We start from the raw sequence: 21,334 nt of genomic DNA, 5'->3' as shown, positions 1-21,334 counted from the left end.
GAGTTGTTTTTTTAAGACAAATTAAAAATCCCATTAACAAACCTGTTGTTAATGGGACTGAATGTTTATTTATATGAACCGAAAATTTCCTTTGCCAATCTACGCCCAGTAGGAGTCGCCGCAAGGCCGCCCTCTGCCGTTTCACGAAGTGCAACCGGCATGGTCAATCCTATTTTATACATGGCATCGATAACTTCGTCACATGGAATGCGGCTCGTAATGCCTGCAAGTGCCATATCAGCTGCCGTTATCGCGTTGGATGCACCCATTGCGTTACGTTTCACGCAAGGAACTTCAACCAATCCAGCCACTGGATCACAAACCAATCCAAGCATATTTTTCAAAGTGATCGCCATCGCTTCTGCGGCTTGGCTTGGTGTACCGCCGGCCAGTTCCACTATCGCAGCTGCGGCCATTCCACTTGCCGAGCCCACTTCTGCTTGGCAGCCACCAGCCGCTCCGGAAATGGAAGCATTGTTTGCAACCACGAATCCAAAAGCAGCGGAAGTGAAAAGGAATTCAATCATCTCTGCCCGGGTCGGGTTTAATTTTTCTTTCACGGCAAATAATGTACCGGGAACAACACCAGCAGAACCTGCAGTCGGAGTGGCACAAATCATTCCCATTGCTGCATTCACTTCATTCGTTGCAACAGCCTTACTGACGGCATCCAATAATAAATTACCGGCCAGTGCCTTGCCCGACTTGATATAATTTTGCAAAAGAACGGCATCTCCGCCCGTTAGGCCTGTCACGGATTGCACACCTTTCAGACCTCTTTCCACCGCTTGTTCCATCACTGTCAAATTCCTGTCCATCTTTTCAATAATCTGTTCTCTCGACAGGCCCGAGAACTCCATTTCTTGTAAAATCATGATTTCCGCGATTTTTACATTTTTACTTTCAGCAAGTTCAACCAACTCTGCTACATTTCGGAACATGTTTGTACCTCCATATCTATGCCAACACTTTTAATGATGATCATTCAACCATCCTTATGACTTGCGACACATTTTCCAATCCTTCAATTTCCTTCATGACATCGCTCTGGATTTTCTGATCGACTTCAATCACCATGAGGGCCATTTGACCTTTTTCCTTCCGTGAAACTTCCATATGGCCAATGTTAATTTCATGATTCGCCAATACTGTCGAAACGGAAGATATGATTCCAAACACATCGTTATGCACAACTAAAATGGCTGGGTTTTCACCCGACAATTTAAGCTTGAACGTATTCAGCTCCGTTATTTCTATCGTTCCGCCACCAATCGAGATCCCAACAAGTTCCAATTCTTTATCTTCGTCGAACAGTCTGATTTTGACTGTATTAGGATGATCCATCACAGTATCCTCGATTGTAAAGGAAACGTCCATACCGGCTTCTTCCGCTATCGTTAAAGAGGCAGGAATTCGTTCATCATCCGTATCGAAATCCAATATCCCACCTACGACAGCAACATCCGTACCGTGTCCCCTGTAAGTTTTTGCAAAAGAACCATATAAAGAAATAATGGCTTTCTTCGGTTGCTTTCCGAATAATGTTCGTGCTACTCTGCCAATTCTGGCAGCTCCTGCTGTATGTGAGCTTGAAGGTCCAATCATGACGGGACCGATTATATCAAATGCAGATCTGTATTTCATCGCGTAATGCCCCATTTCTGGCAGTATATTTTTTAACCGTCTTTTAAGGGTAAATGAAAATCAAAAAGCGGCATAATTACTATATTAAAATATTTTTATCTTTTCTGCAATGAAAACCCTTTCATTGCATATCCCATATTAACATATATTACATAACATACCTACCAAAATTTTTATTATTTAACGAGATGTCAATGTTTGATTTTTCAGTATTTAAAGATAATTAATCATAAATGATTAACTTTGTAGTGAAGCATGAAAAAAGCAGCCTGGTGGCACTTTCAGTTTGTAGACAAAAAGTCGTGAGCACTTGCATGATCACGATTTTTTCTTTTTAAGCAAACCAGCTAATAGTAGCTACTCAATTCCTCCATTAAAGGGTGCCTTTATTGAATAAGAAGGCCATTCCCTCGACCGTTCACGCACTTTATTCGGTCTACCACACACTCGATTCGACCGTTCACGCACTTTATTCGACCTACCACACACTCGATTCGACTGTTCACGCACTTTATTCGACCTACCTCCCACTCGATTCGACCGTTCACGCACTTTATTCGACCTACCGCCCACTCGATTCGACTGTTCACGCACTTTATTCGACCTACCACACACTCGATTCGACCGTTCACGCACTTTATTCGGTCTACCACACACTCAATTCGACCTACCACTCACTCGATTCGACTGTTCACGGACTTTATTCGACCTACCACGCACTCGTTCGACCGTTTACGCACTTTATTCGACCTACCACACACTCGATTCGACCGTTCACGCAGTTATTCGGTCTACCACCACTCGATTCGACCGTTCACGCACTTTATTCGGTCTACCACACACTCGATTCGACCGTTCACGCACTTTATTCGACCTACCACACACTCGATTCGACCGTTCACGCACTTTATTCGACCTACCACACACTCGATTCGACCGTTCACGCGGTTATTTTAGCAGGGTCTCCGCTAGCCAGTTAAACCAACCCTCATCTTAACATCATGTTTGCACTTTCAACCCCTTGTGTAAACAAACTAAAAAGCAGCCATCAGGCTGCTTTCCCATTCCAACTCCGATTTAACTCGCTTTTTTCTCATTGATGGATTTAGCGGCACCCCAAATTTCGGATGCCCATTCCGGATGGTCAATGAAAGGATTGCGGTTATTTTGCCAGTCATAAATGACATCATTGCGATGGCTCTCGAAATCGTCAACTGGATCGAGTTCATTCCATTTCAGAAGTGTCGATAGCTTTCCATGTAGGGGCTTAGGATACGTATTGACTGTATCGGATAATTCAAGATCCAACTCGCCGCTTCCCTCATAACGGACGGCCATGTAAAATAGCATCCGTGCTATATCGCCTTTAACATGATTTGGCGGCTCCCATGAATCTGAATCAAACTTACATTCACATCCGCTATACGTTTGACCTCCCTCGTCGAAATCAAGGTGGCCCCGTTTACCATTCACTGTCACATCAGCGGGACGGAGGTGATGAAGGTCTGTCCCGGGACCTTTGCTTGTCCCAAAATCACCGTGGGACTTTGCCCAAACATGTTCGCGGTTCCATTGTCCGGCATTGCCCCCATTCGCGTTCTCCGAGATGGATTTTCCAGAGTAAAGCAAGATGACATTCTGTTTGTTCACCGGATCTTCATCCGTTTCTTTAAGGGCATTCCACACTTGATCATAAGATAACATCGTATGGCCCTTAATTATCGAGTGCAGAACCGATTTCAATTCCGTTCCCGTTTTTCCTGCCGCCGTTTCGTAATAAGCTTCGAGCGGCTTATCATTCGAAACGGTCAGCGTGAAACGGGCAACCGTTTCCGATAGCTGGTCCTCGGCCTTGACTGCGACAAGGTATGTTCCAGCTTCATTTGCAGGAAGGGTTAATGTCTGGTCTGTGACTGTACCGATAGTGGATGAAAAGGTCAGCTTATCTCCATCTGGATCTGAAAAGTGCTCACTCAAATCGATGGTGACCTTGGAACCGGCTTTCACTTCAAGATTTTCCAGGTTTTTCGTTACGACGGGCGCATGGTTTTCTTTAGGGTCGAAAGGGGAAGCAATTGCTTCCCCTTTCGAATCGACAAACTTGATATTCGATGTGTCGACACCTTCTGTGACCGACCATTTCTGAACATTTTCAGCGCCCCTGATTTCTTTTACATTGGCGTTATCAATGATGACTTCCTTCACCGCCATGCCTCCAAAATCAATGATTGCACCTTCCTTATCCGGTTTTATCGACACAGCAGTATTCTTAAGCCCAAGGCCTTTGAGTACAGCATATGAACCTTTTAACCAGATACCTTCTTCGATGCTGGATGTTTCATCAAGATCGATCAAAGCACTAGGTGAAGCAATCGTAAGTTTTTTTGTTTTAACGTTTGTCAGATTATATGTTTTTTCTGGAGCAGGAGTTTCAACTTCGCCTGATTTAGATAAAGTGGTTGAAATCAATACAGGGTCATGATCGCTAGCCCTTCCGTGAACTTCCATGAAGGATGAATTAATATGGACAATATCGACTTTTGTGGCCGCGGCCATATTATTCGATACCAGGATATGGTCCAGTACTTGTGAATTGCCTTGATATGTGTAAGAATAACGTTTTTCAAAAGGGACTTTCTCGATCATATTGGTTAGGTCTTTGCCCTTTAATGTTTTAAGCGGAGCCGAAAATTCAAAATCATTAAAGTCTCCAAGCAGGACGATATTCGCTTTGGCATCCTGTGACTTGATATCACTGACAAACCGATTGACGATAGAGGCAATTTGAAGCCTTTGCGTTTCACTTGAAAGGACAGGAGGCTGGTTTTTGCCGAATAACGGCTGGTCACCGCCCTTGGAATTAAAGTGATTGGCTACCACCACTACGCTTTCACCTTTAAATTCGAATTGAGCGGCTAGAGGCTTCCTGCTTGAAGTGAAGGCGGGATCGGCAGGCTCGATTCGTCCAGGGTTCAAGGTAAGTTTTCCATCTTTGAAGGCCACGGACTGTGTTGCCGTTCCTTTCGTTCCTTCAGTCAATTTGACGCGGTCGACATTATATAAAAAGCCTACCCGGATATTCCCGCCGGGTGCCCCGCCATCAAGTTTATCTTCCGGTGCGATATCGATGTATTGATATTGCGGTCCGCCCAGCTCTTTTATTTTGTCGGTTAACTTCTTGGCACTTTGGGCAGAATCCGTTGTCCCGCTATCTGTTGCCCCATCATTATCTTGCATTTCCGTTACGCCGATGATATCGGGTTGTTTTAGATTTGTAATGATGGATGTTGCGATCGTTTCAACTTTCGAATTAGCGGTTTGAGTCGAGAAATTCTCGATATTATAGGAAGCGATCGATAGCTTATCAGCATCCTTCTCTAAGGATGTCACTTCCCGAGCCGTACCGCCATCCTTTAATGCCGGCAGCTGAGCTTTATCCGTCAGTACCCTATAGTTGCTATATCCATAGCTGATGACACCTGTAACCGAGCCTTCAAAGAAATCACCGGTTTTAGCTGTATATGATTCATCATTTATATCCAGGGTAATTCTTTCAGGATTGAAATCCGTTTCCGTTATTTTGACGCCTCCGACTGCAGTCGTCGTTTCCATATACCCCGGAATCACGACCAATTCACCATAGTCTTGAGGAGCAACCACTTTCGGGTTATATACTTCTACGAGCATTCCTTCCAAACTCTCGTAGAAATCAATGCCGTCTTCACTTGGGTTAAAGTCTGTCAATCTATCATCATCGATGTTCTCAGACGGCGGAATGACATCCTTTCCAATGATGATCGGTTCTGGCATAGCTGCAGTGCCAAGCTTTTCAATCGTAGTATTGGTCAATTCAGTTGTCGGCAGATCCGTCGTTTTCATTTCAGCGTATCCTTCGATATACCATTCGGCAACTTTACCTGCCACTTTGACATGATCTCCCGCTTTCAGGCCATGTGCTTTGTTGTACACAAGTATTCCCTCGGATGTCGTTAAGTCCTTATCCGGGTTGGGATCTTGCATGTAAAAGTTATTCGCATCTTTTACATAAGTGACGACACCTTCCACACCCGAGACGAGTTGAGTTTCATAAGATGAAAAATGATTCATCCCCTGTATGTCACGAATCTTCACTTCAGTGGTTTTGTTAACGGTATAGGCAAATGTGAAAACTTCCGATGTCTTGTCATTGACTGCGATTGCCTTGATGACAGTATCTTTCGTTAAAATGATAGGTTCTGTGTACAAAGCACTTGAAGACGTCGGTGTGGATCCATCCAGCGTATAATGGATTTTCGTTCCTTCCCAACCAGATTCAAGTGATACCTTTGTATTTTCACTAACCGTACCAGGGAAAATATCCGTGTATACGGCTGGTTTGTTCACGAGTTCATAATCTTCAAGACCACGCGGCTTCAACTGATACGTGTCATTGAACCTCGATCCGATTCCGGTTACGGAAATGACATCCCCTGCTTTAAAGCTCTTCACGAAATCTTCATAACTCGAACCGGTCCGGTTATCATGGCGAACGACAACAGATTTCCCTTCAGTATCTTCCGCCTTGAATTCGAATGTTCCGTATGTTCCCGATGCTGCCAATTCTGTAATGGTCGCCTTATCAATGGTGACCAGCTCACCTTGTGTTTCCTCATTGACCCCTGAAGCATCAATTTTTTGGATATCAGGAAGTTCATTATCAGAAGATACGACTTCAAGGGAAGTTGGTTGGATTTGTAATTCCTTATTATAAGCGGATACTTGTCCGATTAATCTAACCTTATCCCCTTGCTTTACTTCCGCAGGCCACGAAGAACCATAAACATATAGCCCTGCCGTTTCATCTTGGATATAAAAGCCTTTTCCTCCCCAATAACCAAGCCCCGTCGTGACTACCCCATCGACCTGCACGACATCTTCAGTATTCGTGCGTGCTTCGGCTATGGAGTCCAGCACCTTCACATCAGGCTGTCCAGGAGTCGTTCCTCCATCAGTGATGATTTTGTAATCCGTTGCGGATTTCAGGCCGGGTACTGAAAAGTACTTTTCCAGCTTCCCCGTAATCGTCAACTGCGCTTTAAATAATTCCGGATGTTCGACTAGATTCAACGCCGTACGGATATTACCGGCCGGAAGCTGAACAGGCATGATTTTCTTTACATCCGTTTCATCCGGACTATCCGCAATACCTATGTTCGTACTTTCCGTAAAAGGCGATGTTTGCTGATAGCTTGTACCGCTTTTAGCTGTACCGACGATGTATCCCTTCACCGTCGCCGTTCCGCTGTTATTATTAATCGCTTCCGTTACCGATATTGTCCCTTCCGCTTTTGCAGCGGCTGCATTTGGCAAAACCGTTGACAGCACGATCAGTATGGCAAAGAAAAGCTTGCTTATCCCGTTCTTCTTCAAAATCTCAACCCCTCCAACTTTTTTTCGTAGGCTCAGCAATCATTTGAATACCGCTTAAAGAATGGTTTCGCCATTCACCGTGACACCGCTCATGCTCACGGTCTTACCGTTAAGTCCCGATAAATCCAAATTACCCTCGACTGTAACCTGTGAAAAAGTAAAGTCATCCGGAGGAGTTCCTGTTAATGTAAGATTCCCTTTAACCACTGCATTTTCCAATGAAGCAACATCAGTAATATCAACAACTACATTACCTTCATGTGTTTTTGGCGCATCAGCCGTTCCGCCAAAGTCTTTGGCCAATACCACAGTTGGGTCTGTATTGCTTCCGGCCACATCCTTGATGCGTCCTTCGATGCTTGGATCGACAGTTTTCAGCCCGCTTACATAATCCCGTAAATTCTCCCAATCAGCGAGTCCGATATCCGTCACTCTTCCTTCTTCATAAGCTTTCTTGAAAACGGTGAATCCATCTCCGCCCTTGGCTGTAAAAGCATTGGTCGCCACGACATATTCCTTCGCTGCATCCAATTCGGAATATGTTCCATCTTGTCCAAGGACTTCAGCCTTTGTCACACGATTGCCTGCTTCCTTCGAACTGTCGTAGCTGAATTTCATTCCGGAAACATGCAGGAAGCCGCCATTTTCCTTAGGGGCGAGGCTTACACTATGCTCTAATGCTTCATTGATTTCTGCACCCGTAAGCTCCATCGTCGCTAACGTATTCCCAAACGGTAAAACGGTTAGGATTTCCCCTAATGTGATCTCACCTTGATCAATACTAGCGCGGATGCCCCCGCCATTTTGGAAAGCAATGACCGCATCCTTATTGAATTCTTTTGCTTTACTAAGCATTCCGTCTGTAATTAAATTACCCAGTTCGGTTTCATTTTTACGAACACTCGGTTTCGTTTCATCCCCTGCATCACGCGGTGTGTCCAAAGCCTTCACAGCTGTTGCCCCAGTCTTCGTTTCCTTCAGCTCCTTAATCTTCGAGGAGTATGTTTCGAGCACTTTTGCCGCTTCAGGATCATCCTGTTTTTCAGAAAGCTTAATCAGCTGTCCGGCTTGTCCGACAATCTTGCCTTTCTTATCGAATTCCACATCGATCGTTCCTAAAAAGTCGCTATACTGATACCCTTGAACGATGACTGTCGGATCTTTGGTTTTCCCTTTATCATCTTTGTCAACAATAACGGGGGCGTTTAACTGCGTATGGCTATGTCCGCCCACAATCACGTCGATGCCTTTGACCTTGGCAGCTAATGTTAAATCATTGTCATAAGCTGCATTGTCATCATAACCAATATGGGATACGGCAACTATCTTATTGACACCCATGCCTTTGAACGCCTTGACCGCTTTTTCGGCTTCTTCAAGGTAGTTTTCGAATTCTATACTTCCAGGACTTGAAATATCTTTAGTCTCTTCCGTTGTAAGCCCGAAGAACCCTACCTTTTGGCCATCCACTTGTTTTACGATTCCATTGTATATCTTCCCTTGCTCCGGCTTACTTGAAATCATGTCCGAGAATAGTCCCTTGAACTTATCATCTTTGGAGAAGTCCACATTCGAACTGACAAATGGGAACTGTGCCCCTTTAATGAAGTCAGCCAAAGCTTGATGCCCTTCAGCGCTTGATCCCAAGTCAAACTCATGATTCCCAAATGTCATGACATCATATTTCATTAAATTCATGAAGCGAAGATCAGCTTGCCCTTTGAATTCATTAAAATAGAGCGTTCCCGAGAATACGTCACCAGCATCCACCAAAAGAGCTTGCGGTTTACTCTTACGCACTTCTTTAACAGCCGTCACCCTTTTGGCTACATTGTCCAAGTGGGCATGCGTGTCATTCGTATGCATCAAGGAAAGCGTGATTGCCTTCGCCGGATTTTTCAAAGCTTCTTTAGCAGCTGCCACTTTCTTATCCGCCAATGCTATTTTCGCTTCGAATTCCTTTCGGTCCGACTCCTTGATCCCATTTAAATGGATGTCGGCTCTCGCCTTTTTAGCCGCTTTTATCTGTTCTTTCGTTTTAAGTTCCCCATTGGCAAGAGCTTCATAGGCATTGAACCGCTTTGCCACTTCTTTTTTCTTTTCTGCATATACCGCATCATCATACTTACCTTTCACTTCTTTAACATAGGCGTGTATGGCTTTTCCGAGCTTGGATGTTTTGCTGACCTTCTTCAACTGCGAAGAAACAGTTTGCATCCGCTTGTCCGCGGTCTTTAAATCACCCTGCTTCACCCAGTAAGCAGCTTTTTCATAGTAGTATGGAACTTTCAGGTCACCGTTCAAAGCTGTTTTGGTCGATTTAGTGAATTTGTCGTATAGGAGCTTTTCGATTTTCGCACCGTAAACCGTATCTTTAATATCTTTATCTGCCTTTTTCACGGCCTTATCCAGTGCTTCGTATTGATTCCTGATATCTATTGATTTCTTGGCAAGTATTGAATTCGTAAGGGCGCTAATCGATTTGTCATGTGCAGCTTTTGCTTTTTCGGCCGCTTTATACCCTTTTACATAACCTTCTGAACGAGTGATGTACTTGTCATAAGCTTCGATTTCTTTGTATTTGGCATCTTTTTCTTTTTTGCTTAGCATTGATTTTTTAATGGTAGAGTTGATGTCTTTTTTTGCTTGTTTTGCAGACTTGATTTGTTTTTCAACAGTGGACACTGAAGCGAGTTTAGAAGTGTAGAAATAGGTGTCGAATGGTTTTTTGATGGCGGCCTTGGCCGTTTTGATTTTACTATTCAGGCTAGTGGCAGCATCCGAAGGTGCCGGTGCTACTGCTACGACCGCTGTCGCAGCCATCATGGTAGCGGATGCAATTTTTACGATTTTCTTTTTCCCCATTATAGTTAATCCCCCTATAAGTTCTATACTGACATAACATTCTGCTAACTTATCCATAGAATTGACACGCTTTTCCAAAAATTTAATTCCGACAAATTTACTTACCCATACACAAATCCACCCTACTTTTTTCCTCTAAAGATCCGTGTATCTCCTATATTACAACAAAATAATCCAATTTTAAAACAAATTTACAATACATCACGGAATATTAACAGAATATTATCATTATAATCACCCCAAAATACCTAGTGGCTAATTGATGATATATCAAGAAAATTAATTAGTGGTAAAATAGAATCAGTTTTTTGAAATAACCCTTGGTCTTTATACCTAATTGCTAAAAATCAAAAAAGGGAGAGATTTAAATCTCTCCCAGACTGCAGACAATGACGAAGAAGACTAGTTAGCTTCCAGTTTTTTCAAAAAAGTCCAGTTGATTTCAGAGGTTTGCACTTTATTCGACCTTCCACGAATTTATTCGACCGTTCCGGCACTTTATTCGACCTTCACCGTACTTTATTCGACCGTTCACGAATTTTTTCAACCTTCACCTCATTATTCGGACTCCGGAGCATTTTTTCCGATCCACGCATTAAATACACTCCCTTTTGCCATCAATATTTACCTATTCTTATGGGAGGATTCAAAAAAAAGAGCATCAGTTACGATGCCCTTGTCGAAATTTTCATATCAATGCTTCAAGAAAGTCCCTTGCCGATACTCAAGGTATGCCTGATCGATTTCCTCTTCAGTATTCATGACAAACGGTCCGCGGGCAACAACAGGCTCCATTAAAGGTTCTCCTGCATATAAAACAAGTCTTAAAGGTTCAGTTACCGTTATATCAACTTCACTTTCCCCTGATTCTTTACAAGCACCCAGCCATAAGACCTGTCCCTTTGAGGCTCTCACTTCGTTGTTACCGAAGATTCCGCTTCCTTCTATTAGATAGATGAATCCGTTGAAGCTTCCTGGTAAATTCTGTGTGACCGATGCTCCTGGCTCCAGAACCATCTCCACCATCGTCACGGGAACATGGTTTTTCGTTGTCGAGATAACATCCTTGGATGATCCGGAAAAGACACGGATCAGTGCTCCTTCTTCTTTTCTGACCGGCATATCTTTTGCCATTAAGTTTTGATATCTTGGTGTCGTCATCTTTTCACTCCGGGGAAGGTTGACCCAAAGTTGAAGGGAATGGGCAGTCACACCTTCGGAAGGCACCTCATTATGCACGACGCCGCTTCCCGCTGTCATCCATTGGACATCACCAGGTCCAAGTATCCCTCCATCCCCGGTATGACTGTCATAGTGCTCGATCGTTCCGTCAATGACGAATGTAACGGTTTCGATTCCCCTGTGCGGGTGAATATCGAATGATCCCTTTTGAAATTTATCCTCCATCATTAAAAGGAACGGATCACTCTTTTCCCAGTTTCCTGGTTCTATGATTGGTCCGGCCGTATGAATCGGACTATACCTTTGAAGCTTCACATCTTTCACTTCGACAATATCCCGTTTAAAATGATTTTCACTTTTCATTACTCCATTCCTCCCTTAAGTTACTAGTAAACTGATAAGAATGCTATCATTATGGCTGCCTGATCCAGTCTTAGGATTCCTCCTGGCTGGGATTAGGCACTTCCATCTGTAAACTATGTCTATGAATCTTTATCATCATCTCATGCATGCGCTTCTTTTCTTCATCATCCAATATATCGAATAATGAAGCTTGGAAATCGGATTGAATAGGCATGACCTTTTCCATTAACTCTTTCCCTTTTTCCGTTAATGAAATATATTTAACCTTCCATTGTTGATTACGGACGATCAAGTTCTCTTTTTCCAGCCTTGTCAGCATATGTGATACGCCTCCACGGCTTATCGTTAGGTGCTCCGCTAATTCGATTTGTGAAACAGGCTGATGGATAAGCACTTGTGCCAACATATCGAATTGTGCAGCGGTTACGCCGAAATGCTGTAAGTGTTCATTCGAAAGCTGATTGCTTCTTTGATAAAAACGAACCATTCGCAGCCAAATCAGCAAACTCAATTTGTTCTCATCCGAAAATCCCCGTCTATCCATGTTAAGCCTACCTCCCATCTTTGATGCACCATCAGTTTACTAGTAATTTGATAACGAGTCAAATCGTTGGGCCTTTGACTTGTTGAAGCAGTATCCCCAACAGGAAGACCTTACCAACAGGCATCTATAGGGGATATTCACTTTGCAAAGATATAATTAACAGAACTACATTACTCCCTTTTTTTAAGCTGGATAATATAAGATCATGCTTAATCGAGTCAATGTTTCCCCTGAATTATGGTAGGCATGCGGTCTGTCAGCCTTGAACCTGATAGAATCACCATTCCTTACTGTATATTCTTCGTTATTTACACGTACAGTCACTTCCCCTTCAAAAACAGTTATGTACTCTTCCGTTCCATCCCTATGCGAATCGGAACTTAGGAATCCACCTTTTTCTATCTCGACTGAATATACTTCAAAGCGCTTCTCATCCTCAAAGGGAAAGTGGGGATAAACTCGATATTTGCCGTTATCTTCAGATAATGATTGAATTTCACTTTTTAAAACAATTTTTGTATCCGGCTGCGGACTATTTATCAATGAAGAAAATGAAATCTTTAATCCATTGGCTATTTTCCAAATTGTTGTAATCGTTGGGCTCGATCCTCCCCTTTCTATTTGTCCGATCATCGTTTTGCTTACTCCAGTTAATTCTGCAACCTTTTCAAGACTTAATTTTTTACTTTCCCTGATGGCTTTTAAATTGTTAGCAATAATAAAATTTATCTCTTCCATAAAAATGCCCCTTATTTACAATATAACGTCCGCATTGTACAATAAAAAGGAAGTCGTTATAATGTCACTTTTGGACATTATAACATACAAAGGGGAGTCAACCATGCCTTTACTATCTTTTTTGCTATTTGTTTTTATTACGAGTTTCACTCCAGGTCCAAATAACATCATGGCCATGTTATTTGCGAACAAGTACGGGTTAAAAAAGACGATTAAATTTTGTTTCGGGGTAGGTGCCGGTTTTTTTGTAATAATGTTATTGTGCAGTTATTTTAATGTTTTGCTTGAAAATTTCATACCAAAGATTGAATTTATCATGACGATCCTAGGTGCAATTTATATGCTGTATCTGGCCATAAAAATCATTTCCAGTTCAAATAAAGATAAGGACGATAATGATGACAGGAACAACAGTTTTATAGCTGGCATGCTTTTACAATTCATAAATCCAAAAGGCATCCTATATGGCATCACGGCAATATCGACCTTCATACTACCTTATCACTCTTCAACTTTCAGCTTACTATTCTTTTCATTATTTCTGGCTTTTGTTGGTTTTATGAGTACGTTCTGCTGGAGTATGTTCGGTTCTGTTTTTCAAACGTTTTTATCAAAGTATAGAAGTCAGTTTAATGTAATCATGGCTTTGTTATTAGTGTATAGTGCCATTTCGATTCTTGTACACTAAAAAAGGTAAAGGTTTGATCCTTCATTAAGAAGATTGCCCGCGGAAAGCGAGTGTCTGCCAAGCCTCATCAAAGTAAGTGCCTGTGGGGTCTCGGCTAGCCAGTAATTCGGCAGGAGTGTCGCAAATTTCTTCAATCCAATCCCAAAAAGACCACTTATAGCGGTCTTTTTGAGTTCTATATTTTCCTATTCATCCAGGTTTCATTATGGCATCCTCGATTAAGCTTCTGAATTTTTTGTCCATTTTTATTTCTTAATGAACTCTGATTGTAAGCGATTGTTAACGTTGTTATAAAAATCCGGTAATTCCTCAAGTGCATTTCGAAAAGTTAATAGGATCTTATCGATTCCAATTGCTTGAAGTTCCTGAATTTTGCTTGCAACTGATTCGTAACTGCCGATCAACCCTGTCCTGAATCCTTCATTATTAGCAACAAAATCACTAATAGAGGATGCATTTTTCCACATTCCTTTCGTATCTTTACGGTTTTTGAACTGTGCTATCGCCGTATCATCTGCCTGTTCGATAATATACTGATATTCGCTTTTTGCCTCCTCTTCCGTTTTCCTGGCAATGACAAAAGCATTAACGGCAAATTTCACTTCACGACCATGATTTTGTGCTACAGCATTTACATAATTCATTTGTTCTTTCAACTCTTCTATGGAAGCTCCATTCATAAAGTAATAATCGGATAATTCCCCGGCCATCTCTTGGGAATCTTGGGAATTACCGCCTTGATAGATTGCTGGATATGGTTTTTGAATCGGCTTCGGTGCCAATATCGCATTCTTTATTTGATAATAGTCCCCTTGAAAAGAAAAATTATCAGTCGTCCACAATCCTTTTAAAACTTCTAGGTATTCCCTTGAACGTTTATACCGCTCTTCATGCTGAATCCATTCTATCCCAAACATTTCTTGCTCTTCTTTAAACCAACCGCTGACCAAATTTATGTGGAATCTCCCATTTGAGATAATGTCGATGCTTGAACTTACTTTTGCGAGGGTTGCAGGGTGAATGAAGCCCGGTAAAACCGCAGCAATAAAATGAACATTTTCGGTATCCCCTGCCAAAGCAGTGATTACTGATAAGGGATCAAGTTGACCTCTATCCGTTGAGCTACCTCCAATACTGCCCACATAGCGAATGGCATAAAGGATGGAATCCACTTGTAGCTGGTCTGCCATTTTAGCGAGTTTCCGATTATACTCCATACTTCCATCCATATTTTGTTCTACGTTTGCCCGCAAGAAACCACCTGATAAATTAGCCCCCCAGATTGAAAATTTCATATCCTTCCCCCCTTATTTTTATGGACCCTCCTGCTCATAAAACCTTTTCTCCAAATAATGGCCGTACTGCTTGCCCGAATCTTTCTGCCTCCTCTAAATGAGGAAAACCGGATAGGATAAAATGCTTGACGCCAATATCGATATATTCTTGCAGGCCTTCCCTTACTTGTTCAGGGGTGCCTACAATGGCTGTACCCGCTCCTTTCCTGATTTTCCCGATGCCCGACCAACCATATCTTCCAAAACGCTCATTGTTCCTCGTTAATTCATTCATCCGTTTTTGGGCCACTGAATCCGTCGTTTCATAGTAATGATTCATATTACTCAGAGTTTCCCTGTCAGCCTTACTTATTATTTTTGCGGCTGCCTCCCATGCTTCACTTTCCTCATCCCGAACGACCACATGAATCCTGACACCATATTCCAATTGCCTTCCATACTTCTTCGCCCTTTGTTTGACATCATTGATTTGTTGTTCAATTTGCTGGGCTGGTTCTCCCCATTGCAAATAAACATCTGCAGATTTCGCTGCAATTTCCTTTGCTGCATCAGATGAACCACCAAAATAAATCGGAATATTCGGACTTTGATGAATGCTTGGATTCAATACTCCATCACTGATCGTAAAATATTCTCCTATATGATTAACCTTCTCTTCCGTCCATGATTTTTGTACGACTTCAAGGAATTCACCGGTTCTGGCATATCGCTCATTATGCTCAACGAAGTCACCATCCTGCCCCAATTCTTTTGCCGAACCTCCAGTCACTACATTGACAAGCATTCTCCCTTCCGAGAATTGATCAAGGGTCGCGGCCATTTTAGCCGCAACCGTCGGAGCGATGAATCCTGGGCGAAAAGCGATTAACGGCTTAATTATTCTCGTATGATGAATGATGGCCGAACCCACTATCCATGAGTCTAGATAAGGTATGCCCGTAGGAATTAATATCCCTTCAAAACCGGCCTTTTCAGCTGCTTTAGCAACGCATATTATATAATCCAAAGTAGGCTTCCTCTGCGGCTCGTTTAGGCCTAAGTATTCACCATCACCATTTGTAGGTACATACCAGTAAAAATGCACAGACATTATAGGACCTCCTTATTTTAAAACCTCATAAGCATAATCAACGAGTTTCTGCTTATTTTTATAATTATTGTACTGGGCTGCATACGTTCTGACAGGATCGCCGGAATAAAATCTCTCATATAATTCATGTCTTGATGCAAGAGGGCTTCCCAATAGATCCCACGTTAATTTAATTAATCGTGTCCTATCTTCTGCAGATGTCTCTGTACCCTGGTAATATTCTTTTAACAAAGGACCTATGGGACCTTCCAATTCTTTTATGCTGGATGGGACCTGCAATAGCCCCCCTGCCCCAATCTGCTGGAGGATTTCCAACGCTCTTGGGTAGAATCTAGTTCCCAGATTCCTTGCTGTCGCTAAGAAATCTTGATTAGGAAGCAGTATGCCGTTATACATTTTTGCTTTATATTCCGAAGCGAGCAGTAATGCTTTAATGGTTTCTAACTGTATGATCAATTCTGCAAGCTTCTCTTTCACATGCAGAAATTGTGTTGCCCCAGCCGTTTCCGCTAATTCGTTCCCGATTGCTACGACACTTTCCAGTTTGCTGACAAGTCTCACTACTGTTTGATGCTGGCTAAGCAGTGATGAAGGGGCATCACAACGAAGCTTCCAAGCAAATTCCGGATCCTCATGAACCAGTACTCGCTCCCAAGGGATGAATACATCATCAAAAATTAGGACTGCATCCATTTCGTCAAAACGTGCACTTAACGGGTGATCCTCCTCCCGTTTATCGGCAAATGACTCCCTGCAAACGATATGCAATCCATTCGCATTGACAGGCACAAAGAAAACATTTGCAAATTCACGTTCATTTTCTCCTCTCTTGTGATAGGAAAAGATTAAAATTTCATCGACATACGGAGCCGCTGTCGCAATCATTTTCGCACCGCGAACATAGATCCCTTCGCTATCTTTACGGCTGATATGTAAAATCCCCGGTTTTTTTTCCACTAATGTTTTTGAACGATCCTTTTGTGGATCATGCCCTGCAACTGTTGACAATAAATTAAGATTACGGGATTGATAGTAATAGCTTTCTATTTTTTCAGAAAAACCTGGATGTGCAGCTTCATACTCTGAACGGTTTGCAAACCAACCAGTAAATATGGAACGGGAATATTCAGATAGACGGCTCATGACTCCAAAAGTCTGATCGGCCCAATGCTGATACGCCAAACGTTTTTTTTCCAGATCCTTATGCGTCCTTGGAACGAGAAATGACAGGTTCGCATCAAGCCCTTCCTCCGTTTTGTATGTCAGCAACGATTTACTGTCTGCTTTTGTTTGTAAATCCAACAATGATTGTATCGTATGGACCGTTCCCTTAAATGCAGGGTGTTCGTCTAAGTTTTTGACGATATCCCCATCTAGCCAAATGTTTCTGCCATCATTAAGTCGTTGAAGATACCGATTGTTTTCGATCATCACGATTCCCCTTTCCATTTACCCCCTCCAAAAAACGGTGGAGTTTTCGTTTTAATGGCTCTTTATCATAGGTTTCATATTGCAAAGCGAAGGTTCGAATGGGATCCCCGGTATACAGCCTTTCATACAGATCATGCCTCGATCCCAGTGTGCTTCCAATCAGTTCCCATCCTATTTGAAATAAAGAAGTTTTAGTGACGGCATCAACATTCGCTCCTCTAAAATACTTTTCCAATAGTGGAATGAGGTCGTTGCTGTCCTCTATCGTTGTAGAAGGGAGCTGGATAAAACCGCCCGCCCCGATTTGTTTTAAAATCTCGATCGCTCTTGGATAATGGCGGGTTCCAAGATTTCGGGCCGTTTGCAAAGGTACGAGAGCAGGCAGATAAACGCCCTTCTCGTTAAGTGAACCTTGAACCTCTGAAGCAATAAGCAACGCTTCTATACTATCGATTTGGGTATATAGTTCACCAAGCTTTTCCTTCACTTGTAAGAATTGATCAACACCGATCGATTGAGCGATGGCCGTAGCCACCCCCGTTACGAATTGAAGCTTCGTAAGCAAGCGAACGACCGTCTGATGATGGGCGAGACAGTTCAATTGCTGGTGCCGCTGAGCTTCAAACACTCCTTCTACAGATCCCCTTATCAAAACGCGTTCCCACGGAATCAACACATCATCAAAAATTAAAACAGCGTCCATTTCATCAAATTGTGCACTTAATGGATGTTTCTTTTGGTCTTTTGAAGCGAATGATTCACGACAGACAATTTGCAGGCCAGGAAGATTCAAAGGGATAATGCACATATTGGCATGCTCCGTTTTATCAGGAGTCAGCTTCTGATGCGGCATGATGATGACATCATGTGCATACGGGGAAGCGGTAGCAATCATTTTCGCCCCTCTAACAACGATTCCTTCTTCCGTTTCCCTTATGACTTTCAATAAAGCATCTTCCTGTTCATCACTTGGCTTTGACCGATCTATCTGAGGGTCAAGAATCGCCTGGATCACAATACGCCGTTCATCCCTAGCCTGTTCATAGTATGCAGTGATTTTTTCGGAAAATCCTGAATCATACTGGTTAAAGAAATCCCTATCAATGAAATATGCTGTGACCATCGAATTCGCATAGTCGGATAGTCGGCTCATCACTCCGTAAGTTTTCCGTGACCATAACTCAAAAGCATTTCTTCTTGAAATCAGTTCTTCCAAATCTTTAGGAATGAGAAAAGATCTATGAACATATTCCTTTGTTTTTGGACTTTCATACCCGACAATCTTTTGTTCTTCAGGTGAATCCAGCATACCCAACAAATTTGTTAAAGTCTTTAAAGTGCCTGTGAAAGCCTGATGGGCATAAAGATCTTCTATTTTCTTTCCATCAAGCCAAACATTTCTTCCATCTTTCAAACTTTCGGCAAGCCGGCTTCTCTTATTCATTAAGTTCCCAACTCCTCCCTGGATAACACAAAAGCCCTTGAAGGAGTATGGAACTGACTCCTAACAAGGGCTCTCGGTTGTCCGATAAGCTATTTTTTTATGTTCACTATCATAATCCGATAAAATCAATTGGTCAAGTGCGTTTTTGATTTTAACCCATAAATATCCAGAAAAATTAACACTTGATAAATTATCTATACTCTTGTTATAGTTTAATTATTCCAATTGGAAAACTATACTATGCAAGCCTACCGGATAACCGGCGGCATGAACAAACCTTGTTCATGCTTTTTTTTATTCCTAAAAAAAGAATGAACCCTATACAAAAAAAGAAAAGAGGAATTCCATGAGAAATTCATTTCTGTTCATCATCATGTCCCTATTATTCGTCATGTTGCTTTCAGCTTGCAACAGCAACGGCAGTGATAAAGCAGCGAGTGAAGCTAAGAAAGAAATTATTTTCGGCTTCACTCCAGGTCCTTATAGTGACCAAGTGAAAAAAGGCATAGAACCTTATTTGAAAAATAAAGGATACTCCGTTAAATACGTGGAAATCAGTGACCCAAACCAACCAAACTTTGCCTTGGCCGAAGGCTCCATCGATGTAAATGTATTTCAGCATACTGCTTTTTTCAAGAATTTCATCAATGAAAACAAACTGGAGCTTACCGAAACCATTAAAGTCCCCACAGCACCTATGGGCTTATATTCCGATAAGCATGGCAGCAAGGATGAATTGAAGGATGGGCAAAAAGTGGCAATCCCGAATGATCCCGCTAACGTGGCAAGAGCATTAAGAATGCTTGAACAAATAGGGTGGCTTCAATTAAAAAAAGGATACGATCCCTTGACTGTCTCCAAAAAAGATATCGTCGATCAAAAAGTGAACTTTTCATTTGTTGAGGTGGAACAGGCTCAAGTTCCCCGAATCTTGCCTGATGTAGATTATGCGGTAGCCAATGGGTATACCATCTTGGTATCCGACCGGAAACTTTCTTCCGCCCTTTATTTAGAGGATCCCCCATTTGAATATCAAAATTTTGTAGCAGTAAGAACCGAAGATAAGAAAAAACGATTCGTGAAGGAAATCATTAACGCCTACCAATCCCCTGAATTTCAAAAAGCGATTGAAAGCAATACAGAATTTGAAGGATTTCACCGGCCTGATTATTTTAAATGAATGGATATAAACGCTTTAAGATTGGGAGGTTCCAGAATGATAACATTTAAAAATGTAGGTAAGACATTTACTGTAAAAAATGAATTATTCACTGCCGTTTCCAATATAAATCTGGATATTAAGGAGAATGAAATATATGGGATCATCGGTTTTAGCGGTGCAGGTAAATCGACTTTACTGCGCATGGGTAACCTATTAGAAAAGCCTACTGAAGGTACGATAGCAATAAATGATTCTATCCTTAGTGATTTATCTGGCAAACAGCTTCGAGAAGCACGCAACAAAATCGGGATGGTTTTTCAGCATTTCAACCTCTTGGCAAATCGAACGGTACAAGGAAATGTTAGTCTGGCATTGGAACTTGCCAATGTACCAAAACATGAGCGAGCCAAAATTATAGCTGAATCCCTGCAAATCGTCGATTTATCTGATAAAGCCAATCATTATCCAGCGCAGCTCTCTGGCGGACAAAAGCAAAGAGTCGCGATCGCCCGTGCCATAAGCACAAGACCTAATGTATTGCTATGTGACGAGCCAACCTCTTCACTTGATCCGCAAACCACTCAATCCATCCTGGCCTATCTAAAAAAAATAAACGAAACCTATGGTGTGACCATCCTGATCGTGACTCATGAAATGGATGTAATTCGAAGGTTAGCAAATAGGGTGGCGGTCATGGAAAATGGGAGAATCATGGAGGAATTGAACTTAGCGGATAATAGAACCGTACCCACAACGAAAATCGGTAAAATTCTATTAAAACATGAATCTGAAGAGGAGGTGAAGGTAAGTGTTTGATAATATCATTTCCTTACTTCCTGAAATTTACTTAGGTGCAGGCCAAACATTTTTAATGGTGGGAATAGCGATATTTGCAGCTATCTTATTGGGCCTCCCACTTGGTTTCATTACATTTTTAACTTCAAAGGAGCAATTACTCGAACAGACTATCTTAAATAACGTTTTAAACGCAATGATCAACACGGTCCGTTCCTTCCCATTCATCATTTTACTCATTGCTCTTATCCCATTTACAAGAACGATATTGGGAACATCTGTAGGTCCGCTGGCCGCCTCCATCCCATTATCGATAGCTGCCATTCCTTTTTTAGCTCGGCTTGTTGAACAATCTTTACGTGAGGTGCCAAAGGGGACCATTGAGGCAGCTGTTGCTATGGGTGGATCCCCCTTCCAGATCATTTTCAAAGTATTATTATTAGAAGCGCGTTCCGGTCTCCTGTTAGGACTAACTGTTACTGCCGTTTCTTTCATATCCTACTCGGCTATTGCCGGGGTCGTGGGCGGCGGGGGAATTGGCGACTTGGCCATTCGTTATGGATACTACCGTTTTCAGACTGACATCATGATAACAACCGTATTCCTTCTTATCATCATTGTTCAATCCGTCCAATTCGCCGGAAATTACCTTTCTGCTAAGCTTGATAAAAGGTGAACGCATTC

Annotated in this window: 15 protein-coding genes; 4 read left to right on the top strand and 11 right to left on the bottom strand. The window is 42.2% G+C overall.

Annotated features, from left to right (window positions below):
• Positions 1 to 65: 65 nt before the first annotated feature.
• The 7 genes from sdaAA to ABOA58_RS03740 form a co-directional block, all read right to left on the bottom strand.
• Complete coding sequence (gene sdaAA, locus ABOA58_RS03770; protein WP_096340651.1) at positions 66 to 941, bottom strand: L-serine ammonia-lyase, iron-sulfur-dependent, subunit alpha; 876 nt, start codon at positions 939 to 941, stop codon at positions 66 to 68.
• Between the two features lie 40 nt (positions 942 to 981).
• Complete coding sequence (gene sdaAB, locus ABOA58_RS03765) at positions 982 to 1,644, bottom strand: L-serine ammonia-lyase, iron-sulfur-dependent subunit beta (RefSeq protein WP_054399153.1); 663 nt, start codon at positions 1,642 to 1,644, stop codon at positions 982 to 984.
• Positions 1,645 to 2,721: 1,077 nt separating this feature from the next.
• Positions 2,722 to 7,053, bottom strand: a complete 4,332-nt coding sequence (locus tag ABOA58_RS03760; protein WP_350301269.1) for an endonuclease — start codon at positions 7,051 to 7,053, stop codon at positions 2,722 to 2,724.
• Positions 7,054 to 7,107: 54 nt separating this feature from the next.
• Complete coding sequence (locus ABOA58_RS03755) at positions 7,108 to 9,918, bottom strand: bifunctional metallophosphatase/5'-nucleotidase (protein ID WP_350301268.1); 2,811 nt, start codon at positions 9,916 to 9,918, stop codon at positions 7,108 to 7,110.
• Positions 9,919 to 10,611: 693 nt separating this feature from the next.
• Positions 10,612 to 11,463, bottom strand: a complete 852-nt coding sequence (locus ABOA58_RS03750) for a pirin family protein (protein WP_350301267.1) — start codon at positions 11,461 to 11,463, stop codon at positions 10,612 to 10,614.
• A 70-nt stretch (positions 11,464 to 11,533) separates the two neighbouring features.
• Positions 11,534 to 12,007, bottom strand: a complete 474-nt coding sequence (locus ABOA58_RS03745; RefSeq protein ID WP_350301266.1) for a MarR family winged helix-turn-helix transcriptional regulator — start codon at positions 12,005 to 12,007, stop codon at positions 11,534 to 11,536.
• A 183-nt stretch (positions 12,008 to 12,190) separates the two neighbouring features.
• The gene (locus ABOA58_RS03740; RefSeq protein WP_350301265.1) at positions 12,191 to 12,745 is read right to left on the bottom strand and encodes a helix-turn-helix domain-containing protein; all 555 of its coding nucleotides are present in this window, start codon (positions 12,743 to 12,745) and stop codon (positions 12,191 to 12,193) included.
• Positions 12,746 to 12,848: 103 nt separating this feature from the next.
• On the opposite strand from ABOA58_RS03740, the gene ABOA58_RS03735 reads away from it, so the two are divergent.
• A complete protein-coding gene (locus ABOA58_RS03735) occupies positions 12,849 to 13,433 on the top strand; it encodes a LysE family transporter (RefSeq protein ID WP_350301264.1) in 585 nt (194 codons plus the stop codon).
• A 245-nt stretch (positions 13,434 to 13,678) separates the two neighbouring features.
• On the opposite strand, the gene ABOA58_RS03730 is transcribed toward ABOA58_RS03735, so the two are convergent.
• The 4 genes from ABOA58_RS03730 to ABOA58_RS03715 are packed head-to-tail and all read right to left on the bottom strand — an operon-like array spanning position 13,679 to position 18,693.
• A complete protein-coding gene (locus ABOA58_RS03730) occupies positions 13,679 to 14,728 on the bottom strand; it encodes an LLM class flavin-dependent oxidoreductase (RefSeq protein WP_350301263.1) in 1,050 nt (349 codons plus the stop codon).
• Positions 14,729 to 14,762: 34 nt separating this feature from the next.
• Positions 14,763 to 15,818 (bottom strand): LLM class flavin-dependent oxidoreductase, encoded by a 1,056-nt coding sequence (locus ABOA58_RS03725; protein WP_350301262.1) that lies wholly within the window; start codon positions 15,816 to 15,818, stop codon positions 14,763 to 14,765.
• A 12-nt stretch (positions 15,819 to 15,830) separates the two neighbouring features.
• Positions 15,831 to 17,267 (bottom strand): 4-hydroxyphenylacetate 3-hydroxylase family protein, encoded by a 1,437-nt coding sequence (locus ABOA58_RS03720; RefSeq protein WP_350301261.1) that lies wholly within the window; start codon positions 17,265 to 17,267, stop codon positions 15,831 to 15,833.
• Positions 17,215 to 18,693 (bottom strand): 4-hydroxyphenylacetate 3-hydroxylase family protein, encoded by a 1,479-nt coding sequence (locus tag ABOA58_RS03715; RefSeq protein ID WP_350301260.1) that lies wholly within the window; start codon positions 18,691 to 18,693, stop codon positions 17,215 to 17,217. The genes ABOA58_RS03720 and ABOA58_RS03715 overlap by 53 nt, the downstream gene beginning before the upstream one ends.
• A 346-nt stretch (positions 18,694 to 19,039) precedes the next feature.
• Between ABOA58_RS03715 and ABOA58_RS03710 the strand changes: the two genes are divergently transcribed.
• The 3 genes from ABOA58_RS03710 to ABOA58_RS03700 are packed head-to-tail and all read left to right on the top strand — an operon-like array spanning position 19,040 to position 21,326.
• Complete coding sequence (locus ABOA58_RS03710; RefSeq protein WP_350301259.1) at positions 19,040 to 19,873, top strand: MetQ/NlpA family ABC transporter substrate-binding protein; 834 nt, start codon at positions 19,040 to 19,042, stop codon at positions 19,871 to 19,873.
• 36 nt (positions 19,874 to 19,909) lie between these two features.
• Entirely contained in the window at positions 19,910 to 20,671 is a 762-nt protein-coding gene (locus ABOA58_RS03705; protein ID WP_350301258.1) for a methionine ABC transporter ATP-binding protein, read from the top strand.
• A complete protein-coding gene (locus tag ABOA58_RS03700; RefSeq protein ID WP_350301257.1) occupies positions 20,664 to 21,326 on the top strand; it encodes a methionine ABC transporter permease in 663 nt (220 codons plus the stop codon). Before ABOA58_RS03705 ends, ABOA58_RS03700 begins: the two co-directional genes overlap by 8 nt.
• The last annotated feature ends 8 nt before the right edge of the window (positions 21,327 to 21,334 follow it).

Source organism: Peribacillus frigoritolerans (assembly GCF_040250305.1).
Lineage (GTDB): Bacteria > Bacillota > Bacilli > Bacillales > DSM-1321 > Peribacillus.
This window is presented reverse-complemented; position numbering and strand designations above follow the sequence as displayed.

Coding starts and splice junctions, on each gene's coding strand:
- sdaAA (WP_096340651.1), bottom strand. CDS start 941: ATGTTCCGAAATGTAGCAGAGTTGGTTGAACTTGCTGAAAGTAAAAAT.
- sdaAB (WP_054399153.1), bottom strand. CDS start 1,644: ATGAAATACAGATCTGCATTTGATATAATCGGTCCCGTCATGATTGGA.
- ABOA58_RS03755 (WP_350301268.1), bottom strand. CDS start 9,918: ATGGGGAAAAAGAAAATCGTAAAAATTGCATCCGCTACCATGATGGCT.
- ABOA58_RS03750 (WP_350301267.1), bottom strand. CDS start 11,463: ATGAAAAGTGAAAATCATTTTAAACGGGATATTGTCGAAGTGAAAGAT.
- ABOA58_RS03745 (WP_350301266.1), bottom strand. CDS start 12,007: ATGGATAGACGGGGATTTTCGGATGAGAACAAATTGAGTTTGCTGATT.
- ABOA58_RS03740 (WP_350301265.1), bottom strand. CDS start 12,745: ATGGAAGAGATAAATTTTATTATTGCTAACAATTTAAAAGCCATCAGG.
- ABOA58_RS03735 (WP_350301264.1), top strand. CDS start 12,849: ATGCCTTTACTATCTTTTTTGCTATTTGTTTTTATTACGAGTTTCACT.
- ABOA58_RS03730 (WP_350301263.1), bottom strand. CDS start 14,728: ATGAAATTTTCAATCTGGGGGGCTAATTTATCAGGTGGTTTCTTGCGG.
- ABOA58_RS03725 (WP_350301262.1), bottom strand. CDS start 15,818: ATGTCTGTGCATTTTTACTGGTATGTACCTACAAATGGTGATGGTGAA.
- ABOA58_RS03720 (WP_350301261.1), bottom strand. CDS start 17,267: ATGGAAAGGGGAATCGTGATGATCGAAAACAATCGGTATCTTCAACGA.
- ABOA58_RS03715 (WP_350301260.1), bottom strand. CDS start 18,693: ATGAATAAGAGAAGCCGGCTTGCCGAAAGTTTGAAAGATGGAAGAAAT.
- ABOA58_RS03710 (WP_350301259.1), top strand. CDS start 19,040: ATGAGAAATTCATTTCTGTTCATCATCATGTCCCTATTATTCGTCATG.
- ABOA58_RS03705 (WP_350301258.1), top strand. CDS start 19,910: ATGATAACATTTAAAAATGTAGGTAAGACATTTACTGTAAAAAATGAA.